The sequence below is a fragment of the Mangrovactinospora gilvigrisea genome (genome assembly GCF_001879105.1).
Classification (GTDB): domain Bacteria; phylum Actinomycetota; class Actinomycetes; order Streptomycetales; family Streptomycetaceae; genus Mangrovactinospora; species Mangrovactinospora gilvigrisea.
Genome location: NZ_MLCF01000107.1, coordinates 1 through 10,552 on the forward strand (window position 1 = coordinate 1; position 10,552 = coordinate 10,552).

Below are 10,552 nucleotides of genomic sequence, written 5' to 3' on the forward strand. Positions count from 1 at the left end.
CCCCGCGGAGGAGCGGCTGCGCCCCCACTGGTCCGTCACCTGGGCGCTCCCCGTCGCCGAGGACGACACCCCCCTCGCCGAGACGGCCGCCGCGCCCGCCGCGCCCGTCGTCCACGCCCCCACCCCCACCGACGAGCCCCAGCCGCTGCCTGCGCTGCTCATCGCCTCCGTCCCGCTCGACCCCACCCGCCGCCACCTCGCGCCCGGCCCGCTCGCCGACCACCTCGCCGACCGCGCCGCCGAGGGCTACGTCCGGCTGCTGCGCGCCGGCGCGCCCGGCGAGGCCAACCTCGCGCTGGTCCCCGAGCCGCTCGGCACCGGCGGCGCCTTCGACGGCCGGCTGCGCGCCGCCGTGCTGAAGGCGCTGCCCCGCACCCCGATCCTCGCCGCCGCGGACGGCACGGCGGTCCGCCCCGACCAGGCGGTGGTGCTGGAGAGCGGCACCGCCGAGCTGGTCGCGGCGCTCTCCGACGTGGTCGCCGGGCTGCTGCCCGCCGGGCTGGAGCGGCACCGCGCGCTGCCGCGGCTCGGCGTCCGCCGGCTGGCGATGGGGGAACTGGTCGACTCGCTCGCCGGGTTGGAGCGCGAGCCGTCCTGGTGGCACCGCCTCTACGCGGCGCTGGCCCGCTCCGCCGCCGATCCGGACGCGCTGGGCAGCCTGCCGGTGCCGCTCGCCGACGGCCGCAGCGTCCTCGGCCCGCGCCGGGTGCTGCTCTGGGACGCCTCCTTCGCGGACGGCGACGGCGGCAGCCCGCTGGACGTCCTCGACCTCAAGGTGGCGCACCCGGAGGCGTCCCACCCGCTGCTGGAGAAGCTCGGCGCCGCCCCCGCGAGCCCGGCCGCCGCACTGACGTCCCCTCAGGTCCGGGCCGCGGTGGCCCGCTCGCTCGACGAGTCCGCGGACGACCCCGCCTTCGCCGAGGAGACCGCGGAGGCGGTGCTCCGCCTGGTGCGCGCCGCGTCCCCCGCCCCCGGCGAGCACCCGTGGCTCGCCGCGCTCGCCCTCACCGACGACTACGGCGACCCGGCCCCGGCCGGCGAACTGGCCCTGCCGGGCAGCCCGCTCGCGGAGCTGCTCGACCCGGAGGAGGCCGGGATGGTCGCCGACGGCCTGGTGGAGCGGTGGGGGAGCGAGGTGCTGCTGGCCGTCGGGGTGGCCGCGGAGCCGGTGCTGCTCGGCGCCGACGACGCGGTGCTCGACCCGGACGACCCCGACGCGCTGGAGCTGCCGGTGCGCGCCGCCGGCGAGGGAGGCCCGGCGGTGGCGCCGGACGGCATCGAGGAGTGGTGCGAGGACGTCCTCGACGAGGCGGGCGGCGACGGCCCCGTCCCGCCGGTCGCCGCCGAGCTGCTCGCGGTGCGCGATCTGGACCTGGTGGCCGAGGACGCCTGGCCGCGGGCGCTGGGCCTGCTGGCCCGGCCGCCGCTGCGGGCGGCGGTGACGGAGCCGGTGCGGGTGCTGCTGCCGGACGGCTCGGTGGCGTCCGCGCCCTCGTACACCGCGTGGTGGCTGCGCGGGCATCCGGTGCTGGGCGGGCGGCGCCCGTCCGATCTGCGGGCGCCGGACGGGGACCCGCTGCTGGCCGGCCTCTTCGACGAGGCCGCGGAGCTGGGCGGGGTGGCCGGCCTGGACGAGGCGTTCCTGCGCGCGGTCGGGGTGCGCACCAGCCTGGCGGCCCTGCTGGACGAGCCGGACGGCGTCGCCGAGGTGCTGGCCCGGCTCGCCGATCCGGAGCGGGCGCTGACGCCGGCCCAGTTGCGCGCCCTCTACGGGGCGCTGGCGGAGGCGGAGCCGGACGCCCCGGCGGACGAGCGGCCCGATCTGGTGCGGGCGCTGGGTCCGTCGGGCACGTCGACGGCGGTGGTGGACGCGGCCGAGGCGATCGTCGCGACCAGCCCGGACCTGCTGCCGCTGGTGGCGGGCCGGGCGCTGCTGCCGGTCCCGCCGGAGTGCGCGGAGGCGCTGGCGGACCTGCTGGGCGTGCCCACCGCGGAGGAGGTCGCGGGCGGCCGGGTGCTGTCGGAGGGGGAGGTGCGGGAGCTGCCGGAGGTGCTGCGGGAGCTGCTGCCGGACGCGCCGGAGCGGTACGAGGAGCACGACCGGCTGGTCATCGTCGGCCCGGACGGCGCGGAGGCGGAGCTGGACTGGCGGTGGGACCGGGAGACGGCCACGCTGCACGCGGCGACGCTGGACGGGCTGGCCCGGGGCGCGGCGTGGTCCGCGTCCGCATGGCACCGCCGCTACGAGGCGGCGGCCCTGCTGGCGGACCCGTCCCTGGCGCCGGCGCTGGCGGCGGAGCGGCTCTTCGAGTGACGCGGCCGGCCGAGCGGGCTTGGCGAAGTGTGCCCTGCTTCGCCAAGCCCGCTCAGTGCACGGAGACCCGCCGTCTGACCACCCGCCACACCGCCTCCAGCACCGCCGACGCGACGGCGGCGATCCCCACCGCCACCCACGGCCCCTCCGTCCCCACCAGCCGCAGCTGGAAGAAGTGCTGGAACCACGGGATGGTCAGCACCCCCGCGAACCCCGCCGCCATCGCCAGCACCAGCCCCACCCGCCACCAGGTGTAGGGCCGGGCCACCATCGCCAGCACCCACAGCGCCACCAGGAACAGCGTCAGCGTCGTCGCGCTCGTCGCCGCCCGGAAGTCGTGCGGGTACTCCTGGCGCGCGATCAGGTACGAGGTGAACGCCGCCGCCCCCGCGATCACGCCCGCCGGGACCGCGTACCGCAGCACCCGCTTGACGAACCCGGGGCGGGCCCGCTCCCGGTTCGGCGCCAGCGCCAGGAAGAACGCCGGGATGCCGATCGTCAGCGAGCTGAGCAGCGTCAGGTGCCGCGGCAGGAACGGGTACGGCAGCGCCACGAAGACCACCAGCAGCGCCAGCAGCACCGAGTAGACCGTCTTGGTGAGGAAGAGGTTGGCGACCCGCTCGATGTTGCCGATCACCCGCCGGCCCTCGCCGACCACCGAGGGCAGCGAGGAGAAGGAGTTGTTGAGCAGCACGATCTGGGCGACCGCCCGCGCCGCCTCGCTGCCGCTGCCCATCGCCACGCCGATGTCCGCGTCCTTCAGGGCCAGCACGTCGTTGACGCCGTCGCCGGTCATCGCGACGGTGTGGCCGCGGGACTGCAGCGCCGCGACCATGTCGCGCTTCTGCTGGGGCGTCACCCGGCCGAAGACCGAGTTGGACTCCAGCATCTCGGCGAGCTTGTCGGGGTCCTCCTCGGCGGACGGCAGCTGCCGGGCGTCGACCGGGTGGTCGGCGCCGTCCAGGCCGAGCTGGCCGGCGACCGCGCCGACCGCCACCGCGTTGTCGCCGGAGATCACCTTGACGGCGACGCCCTGCTCGGCGAAGTAGCGCAGCGTCTCGGCCGCGTCCGGGCGCAGCCGCTGCTCCAGCGCGACCAGCGCGACCGGTTCGACCTCGGTGCCGGGCGCCACCTCGTCGAGCGCGGCGTCGGTGCGGCCCAGCAGCAGCACCCGCAGGCCGCGTGCGCCGCGCTCGTCGGCCTCGCGCAGCACCGGGTGGCCGGCGGGCAGCAGCACGTCGGGCGCGCCCAGCAGCCAGGTCCGCTCGGGGGCGTCGGGGCCGGCGGCGAGCCGGGCGCCGGCCCACTTGCGGGCGGAGGAGAACGGCGCGGCCTCGACGATCCGCCAGCCGTCCGGGACGCCGCCGGGGTAGGCGTCGATGACGGCCCGGAGGCTGGCGTTGGGGCGGGAGTCGGCGGCGCCGAGCGCGGCGAGCGCCCGCCCGGCGGGGGACTCCGCGCCGATGCCGCGGCCCTCCAGGAGGTGCACCTCGGAGACGTCCATGCCGCCCTCGGTGAGGGTGCCGGTCTTGTCGAGGCAGACGGTGTCGACGCGGGCCAGGCCCTCGATCGCGGGCAGCTCCTGCACCAGGCACTGCTTGCGCCCCAGCCGGACGACGCCGATCGCGAAGGCGACGGAGGTGAGCAGCACCAGGCCCTCGGGGATCATCGGCGTCACCCCGGCGACGGTGCGCCGGATCGCCTCGGCGAGGTCGTTGCGGCCGACCACCAGCTGACTGATGATCAGCGCGGTGGCGACCGGCAGCAGTAGCCAGGTGATGTACCGGAGGATGGTGTTGATGCCGGAGCGCAGCTCGGAGCGGACCAGGGTGAACCGGCTGGCCTCCTCGGCGAGGCGGGCCGCGTAGGCGTCCCGGCCGACCTTGGTGGCGGTGAAGGCGCCGGAGCCGGCGGTGACGAAGCTGCCGGACAGGACGGCGTCGCCGGATTTCTTGACGACCGGGTCGGCCTCGCCGGTGAGCAGCGACTCGTCGATCTCCAGGGATGCGGACTCGGCGACGGTGCCGTCCACCACGGCCTTGTCGCCGGGGCCGAGCTCCACGAGGTCGCCGAGGACGATCTCGCTGGTGTGCACGGGGCGTGACGTTCCGTCGCGCCGCACCACGGGCTTGGCCTCCCCGACGACCGCGAGGCTGTCGAGGGTCTTCTTGGCGCGCAGCTCCTGGATGATGCCGATCGCGGTGTTGGCGACGATGACGAAGCCGAAGAGGCCGTCCTGGATGGGGCCGACGACCAGGATGACCAGGAAGAGCACGCCGATGACGGCGTTGAACCGGGTGAAGACGTTGCCGCGGACGATGTCGGCGGTGGAGCGCGAGCTGCGGTTGGGAACGTCGTTGACCTCGCCGCGCGTTACCCGTTCGGCGACCTCCGTCGAGGTCAGCCCCACCAGCTCCCGATCCGTCATGAGTCGGAGCTTACGGGGGCTATGGGGCTTTGGCGGTGTTTGTCGGGGTTGCGTCGGGGTCGTCTCCGGGGGCCGTGGGGGACGCGCCGGCCTCGGACTCCGCCGCGGGTTCCGCCGTGGGTCCCGCCGTGGGTCCCGCCGCGGCTTCGGCGTCGAGGGCCGCCCGGTGGCGGAGGATCGCCGCGCGCCGGCGGCGGCAGTACCACATGCCGAAGAAGCCGAGGACGATGCCGGCCGCGCCGGTCCACACCCACCAGCCGCGCCCCGAGGAGCTCAGCGGGCCGTGCAGCACCAGCATCACCACGAAGGCCACCGCCCAGGCGATCGTCAGGCCGTCGACCATCGCCACCGCGTTCGGCTCGATGGGTTCGGGCGCCGGGCGCAGCGGTGTCTTCCCGCGGGGCTGTTTCGTCACCTGGCCAGGGTAAGCGGCGGTCGGGCCGGGTCCGAGCGGCGAGGCGGGCGGGGCCGGGCGGCGGGGCGGGGCGGGGCCGGGGCGGTGTGAGGTCGCCCACGTCGGGAACGGGCGGCGGGCCTGTGCGCACAGGTGGGTGCGCGGCGATGGCGGGGCGAGGCGGCGGATCCGCGGTGCCCCATGGGTCTACGCCCGTAGACGCGAACGGTTGCCCAGCGCATCCATACTGGTGATCGTTCCCGCCGCGGCAGAGCCGGCGTCGTCCCCCGGCCGCCGCCGCGTCACGTGGTCCACCTTGAGCAGCACCGTTCGGGCGTCACCGCCCGAGCGCGACCGTCACCGTCACCGTCGACGACGCCCGGCACTCCCCGACGACCCACGAGGATCTGTCATGTCCACGGCTCCCCCGGCCGTTTCCGAGCCTCTGCCCGAGGACGCGCCCAACCCCGGCGCGTCCGGCTCGGCACCCTCCCCCGCCCCGCGCAACGCCTTCGACCGCTTCTTCCAGATCTCCGAGCGCGGCTCGACGATCGGGACGGAGATCCGCGGCGGGCTGGTCACGTTCTTTGCGATGGCCTACATCATCGTGCTGAACCCGATCATCCTGAGCTCCGCCGTCGACAAGTTCGGCCACCACCTCGACAACGGCCAGCTGGTCACCGCCACCGCCCTCACCGGCGGCTTCACCACCCTGCTGATGGGCGTGATCGGCAATGTGCCGGTCGCGCTGGCGACCGGACTGGGCGTCAACACCGTGGTCGCGCTGCAGCTCGCGCCGCAGATGAGCTGGCCGGACGCGATGGGCCTGGTGGTCCTCGCCGGCGTGGTGATCATCCTGCTGGTGGTCACCGGGCTCCGCGAGAAGGTGATGAACGCGATCCCCAAGGACCTGCGGATCGCGATCAGCATCGGCATCGGCCTCTTCATCGGCTTCGTCGGCCTCGTCGACTCCGGCTTCGTCAGCCGCAACCCGGACGCCGCGCACACCACCGTCCCGGTGGGACTCGGCACGGGCGGGCACCTGACGGGGTGGCCGGTGCTGGTCTTCGTCGTCGGCCTGCTGCTGATGCTGATCCTGATGGCCCGCAAGGTGCGCGGCGCGATCCTGATCTCGATCGCGGCGGCGACGGTGCTGGCGATGGTGATCAACGCGGCGGCCACCGTCAAGGCGGACGCCTGGGGCCTGACCATCCCGAAGATCCCGTCGAAGGTGGTGGACTCCCCGGACTTCGGCCTCATCGGCCAGGTGAACCTCTTCGGCGCGTTCCACCAGGTCGGGTTCCTCACCGGGGTGCTCTTCGTCTTCACCCTGGTGCTCTCCTGCTTCTTCGACGCGATGGGCTCGATCCTCGCGGTCGGCGACAAGGCCGGCCTGCTGGACGAGAAGGGCCGGATGCCGCGGATGAGCCGCATCCTCTTCGTCGACGGGCTCGGCGTGGTCTTCGGCGGCGGGGCGTCCTGCTCGGCGAACGGCGCGTTCGTGGAGTCGACGTCCGGCACCGGCGAGGGCGCGCGGACGGGGCTCGCGAGCATCGTCACCGGCGCGCTGTTCCTGCTGGCGCTGGTCTTCACGCCGCTCGCCCTGGTGGTGCCGTCCCAGGCGGCGACGCCGGCGCTGGTCGCGGTGGGCTTCCTGCTGATGACGCAGGTGCGCGGGATCGACTGGAGCGACTTCACGGTCGGCATCCCGGCGTTCCTGACGATGGTGATGATGCCGTTCACGTACTCCATCACCAACGGCATCGGCGCGGGCGTCGTCTCCTTCGCGGTGCTGAAGCTCGGCACCGGCAAGGGGCGGCAGGTGCCGTGGCCGCTGTGGGTGGTGGCGGCGTTCTTCGTCGTCTACTTCTGCGAGGGCCCGCTGCAGTCCTGGATCTCCTGACGCGGCGTCACCCCAGCGGGGGCCCCGACCACGGCACTGCCGTGGTCGGGGCCCTTTCGCGTTCCGCCGCCCGGCCCGCATCCCTGCGCCCCCGCGCCCCCGCGGCGCGCGCTGTGCGCTCCTCGTGACCCCGACGCCCCGGGGAATGGCCGGTAAGTGATTTTCGTTAGACGAAGTAATGACTTACGCTAAGGGGATGCCAGACCTGTCCGAGGAGGACCGCGCGGCCGTCCGGTCCGTGCGGGCCTCCGTGATGCGCCTGTCCCGCCGACTCCGCAACCAGCGGATCGACACTGCGCTGAGCACCACCGAGAGCTCGGTGCTCGGCACCCTCGCGCGCTGCGGCCCGGCCACGCCGGGCGAGCTCGCGCGCAAGGAGCACGTCCAACCGCCGTCGATGACCCGCATCATCGCGAACCTGGAGGCGAAGAGCCTGGTCCGCCGGGAGCCCCACCCGGAGGACCGCCGGCAGGTGGTCGTCACGAAGACCGAGGAGGCCGACACGATGCTCGAGGCGAGCCGCCGCAAGCGGGACGAATGGCTCGCGGTGCGTGTCGAGCAGCTGACGGACGAGGAGTGGGAGCTCCTGGTCCGCGCCGCCCCGGTCCTGGAGAGGCTGGCTGATCTTTGACGCGGGGCGCACACAGCGGGACGACAAGAGACGGAAAGCAGGAGAGTCGCAGTTGAGTTCGGCATCAGGAGACGCCGCCCGACCACGCACACCCGCCACCAACGACGAGACGACGACGACCGACAAGCCCGCCGACCCGGCCGCCCGCCCGCCCCGCGGCGGCATGTTCGGGTCGCTCCGGGTCCGCAACTACCGGCTGTTCTTCATGGGCAGCATGGTGTCGAACACCGGCACCTGGATGCAGCGGGTCGCGCAGGACTGGCTGGTCCTGCAGATCACCAACAGCTCGACGGCGGTCGGCATCACCACCGCCCTGCAGTTCCTGCCGATGCTGCTGTTCGGGCTCTACGGCGGCGTCATCGCCGACCGCTGCAACAAGCGGATGCTGCTGCTGATCACCCAGGCGAGCATGGGCCTGGTCGGCGCGGGACTCGCCGTCGTCACCCTCGCCGGGCAGGTGCACGTCTGGCACGTCTACCTGGCCGCCACCCTGCTCGGGCTGATCACCGTGCTGGACAACCCGGCCCGGCAGACCTTCGTCTCCGAGATGGTCGGGCAGGGCGCGATCCGCAACGCCGTCAGCCTCAACGCGGCCAACTTCCAGACCGCCCGCATGATCGGCCCCGCGGTGGCCGGCATCGTGATGGGCGCGGCCGGCGCCGGCTGGGCGATGGCCGTCAACGCGATCTCCTTCGTCGGGCCGCTCACCGGCCTGCTGCTGATGCACTCCCGCGACCTGCAGCCCGGGCCGAAGGCGAGCCGCGGCAAGGGCCAGCTGCGGGAGGGCATGTCGTACGTGCGGCAGCACCCCGAGCTGATCTGGCCGATCGTGCTGGTCGGCTTCATCGGCACGTTCGGCTTCAACTTCCCGGTGATCCTGCCGGCGTTCGCCAGCAAGGTCTTCCACACCGGCGCCACCCAGTTCGGCCTCCTCAACACCGCGATGGCGATCGGTTCGCTGGTGGGCGCGCTGCTGGCGGCGCGGCGGCGGACGTCGCGGATGCGGATGGTGGTCTTCACCGCGGTCGCGTTCGGCGCGCTGGAGGCGCTCTCCGCGCTCTCGCCCAGCTACTGGATCTTCTTCGCGGTGCTGATCGTGGTCGGCGCGCTGGGCCTCTCCACCAACACGATGTCCAACCAGACGGTGCAGATCGGCGCGGACCCGGCGATGCGCGGGCGGGTGATGGGGCTGTACATGCTGGTGTTCGCCGGCGGTACGCCGATCGGCAGCCCGATCATCGGCTGGGTGACGGAGACCTGGGGCGCGCGCGTCGGCCTCGCGGTCTGCGGGCTGATCTCGCTGCTGGCCGCGGCGACCATCGGGATGATCCTGGCCCGGGTGGCCGGGCTGCGGCTCAAGGTGCAGCTGGGCAACGGCGGCCGGATCGTGGCCCTGGTGCCGCGCGAGGGCGCGGAGCGCTCGGACCGGGTCGCGGCGGCGTTCTGACCTCCCGTCGGCCCGCGTCCGGAGGGGCGCATGAGGGGGCGCGGGCGTTCGAGGCGCGCGCTCCCTTGCGATGATCCGCGACGGTTGCGACGGGAAAGGGCGGTTCGCGGTATCGACACCGAGATGGGCCGGTGGCACTTTTAAGGGCCATGGACGTACAGCGACGTACGCACCGCGGATCCCGTCTGGAACCGAGCCGCCATCTGGAACTGCTGCGCCAGGACGGGGAGTTGCTCGCCGACTCCGCCGTCGCCACCCCCGTCGCCGCCGAGTCGTCCGTGCCGGGCTGCCCCGGCTGGACCGTGCACGACGTCGTCCGGCACACCGGCTCGGTCCACCGCCGGGTGATCGGCTGGGTGCGGGACGGGGCACGTCCGGCCGAATGGGAGCGCTGCCCCCCGGCCGGGCACGACCTGGTCTCCTGGTACCGGGAGGGCCTCGACGCGCTAGCCCGGGAACTCGCCTCCCACGACCCTTCGAAACCGGCCGCCACCTGGTACCCCGGCGACCGGACCATGGCCTTCTGGTACCGCCGGATGGCCTGCGAGACCGCCGTGCACCGGGTGGACGTGCAGGGCGCGGTGCGCGACGCCGACGATCCGGACCCGGTCGACAACGGCCTGGCTTTGGACGCCGTCGACGAGGTGCTCACCGTCTTCCTGGGCGGGCCCCGGGACGCCGAGCACCCGCTGGACCGCCACTACCTGGACGGCCGCGCGGTCGTCGTGGCGGCCGGGGACTTCGCCTGGCGGGTGGAGTTCGGGCCGGACGGCGTGCGGGTGCGCGGCGGCTCGCGGGACGGCGGCGACCTCGACGGCTCCCCGCTGGGCGCGCCGGTCGGCGGCAACGCCGAGGTCGCCGGGGACCCCTCGCGGGTGCTGCTGTGGCTGTGGGGGCGCCTGCCGGGCAGCGCCGTCCAGCTGCGCGGTGATCCGGGGGTGCTGGTCGCCTTCCGCAAGCGGTTGGCGGCGGACACCCGCTGACGGCGCGTCACCGGTCGCAGCGGCCTCCTTCCCGCTCGCCCGGGCCGCCGCCGACGGCCTAGGCTTCGCCGGATGAGGCTGTTCGTGGCGGTGCTGCCGCCGGAGGAGGCCGTCCGGGAGCTGGGGTCGGCGGTGTCCCGCCTGAAGGGGCTGCCGCCCGGCCCCGAGCTGCGCTGGACGGCGCGCGAGGGCTGGCACCTGACGCTGGCGTTCCTGGGCGAGGTGGACGAGGACCGGCTGCCCGCCCTGGAGGCCGGGCTGGCCGAGGAGGCCGCCCGGCGTTCCCCGCTCACGCTGCGGCTGGCCGGCGGCGGGCGGTTCGGCGGCACCGTGCTGTGGGCGGGCGTCGAGGGCGACCGCGCCGCGCTGGGCGGCCTGGCGGCTGGCGTCGCGGAGGCGGTGCGGGAGGCCGGGCTGACGGTGGACGACCGCCCGTACACCCCGCATCTGAC

At 74.5% G+C, this 10,552-nt stretch carries 8 protein-coding genes; 6 read left to right on the forward strand and 2 right to left on the reverse strand.

Features of this window, described 5'->3' with window-relative positions; genetic code table 11:
* Positions 1 to 2,314, forward strand: a 2,314-nt coding sequence (locus BIV57_RS25290; protein WP_071657823.1) for a thioesterase domain-containing protein, incomplete at its 5' end; no start/stop codon positions are given.
* 52 nt (positions 2,315 to 2,366) lie between these two features.
* Here the strand turns inward: BIV57_RS25290 and BIV57_RS17750 are convergent.
* Entirely contained in the window at positions 2,367 to 4,742 is a 2,376-nt protein-coding gene (locus tag BIV57_RS17750) for an HAD-IC family P-type ATPase (RefSeq protein ID WP_071657824.1), read from the reverse strand.
* A gap of 19 nt (positions 4,743 to 4,761) precedes the next feature.
* Positions 4,762 to 5,157 (reverse strand): DUF2530 domain-containing protein, encoded by a 396-nt coding sequence (locus BIV57_RS17755; RefSeq protein WP_071657825.1) that lies wholly within the window; start codon positions 5,155 to 5,157, stop codon positions 4,762 to 4,764.
* 391 nt (positions 5,158 to 5,548) lie between these two features.
* On the opposite strand from BIV57_RS17755, the gene BIV57_RS17760 reads away from it, so the two are divergent.
* The 5 genes from BIV57_RS17760 to thpR all read left to right on the forward strand — a co-directional run.
* Positions 5,549 to 7,039: an NCS2 family permease gene (locus tag BIV57_RS17760; RefSeq protein WP_079170431.1), complete on the forward strand. Its 1,491-nt coding sequence runs from the start codon at positions 5,549 to 5,551 to the stop codon at positions 7,037 to 7,039.
* A gap of 196 nt (positions 7,040 to 7,235) precedes the next feature.
* A complete protein-coding gene (locus tag BIV57_RS17765) occupies positions 7,236 to 7,670 on the forward strand; it encodes a MarR family winged helix-turn-helix transcriptional regulator (RefSeq protein WP_071657826.1) in 435 nt (144 codons plus the stop codon).
* Between the two features lie 52 nt (positions 7,671 to 7,722).
* The gene (locus BIV57_RS17770) at positions 7,723 to 9,117 is read left to right on the forward strand and encodes an MFS transporter (RefSeq protein WP_071657827.1); all 1,395 of its coding nucleotides are present in this window, start codon (positions 7,723 to 7,725) and stop codon (positions 9,115 to 9,117) included.
* Between the two features lie 149 nt (positions 9,118 to 9,266).
* Positions 9,267 to 10,100, forward strand: coding sequence for a maleylpyruvate isomerase family mycothiol-dependent enzyme (locus tag BIV57_RS17775; RefSeq protein WP_071657828.1), 834 nt, complete (start codon positions 9,267 to 9,269; stop codon positions 10,098 to 10,100).
* Positions 10,101 to 10,172: 72 nt separating this feature from the next.
* The coding region (gene thpR, locus BIV57_RS17780) for an RNA 2',3'-cyclic phosphodiesterase (RefSeq protein ID WP_079170433.1) at positions 10,173 to 10,552 on the forward strand (380 nt) is incomplete at its 3' end.